The following is a 328-nucleotide window of genomic DNA, read 5'->3' on the forward strand; positions in this document are numbered from 1 at the left end:
ACTAAGCATAATTTACTATTGAATATTCAAGACACTTAATAAAGTGTTTGAGAACTCATGTTCAATGCTTTCGCATTAAACGTTTTGTAATTAATCACATGACAGACTCATGCAATTAAATACTATCAGCTTTCCAAATTGTTAAAGAACAATGCGTACCGGCTCGCGGCGCATTTAGCTCTGACTTCTCCTAAGAGAAGCTAAACAAGCAATCTGTGTGAACACTCAACAAACATTAAGTTAGTCGTATAGGTAAGGAGGTGATCCAGCCCCAGGTTCCCCTAGGGCTACCTTGTTACGACTTCACCCCAGTCATGAACCACAAAGT

General features: G+C 39.3%; 1 rRNA gene. It reads right to left on the minus strand.

Features of this window, described 5'->3' with window-relative positions:
* Positions 1–253 precede the first annotated feature (253 nt).
* Positions 254–328, minus strand: a 16S ribosomal RNA gene (locus KFE26_RS23785); the annotation flags it as partial.

The organism is Shewanella sp. M16 (genome assembly GCF_018224605.1).
GTDB classification, from domain to species: Bacteria; Pseudomonadota; Gammaproteobacteria; order Enterobacterales; family Shewanellaceae; genus Shewanella; species Shewanella oncorhynchi.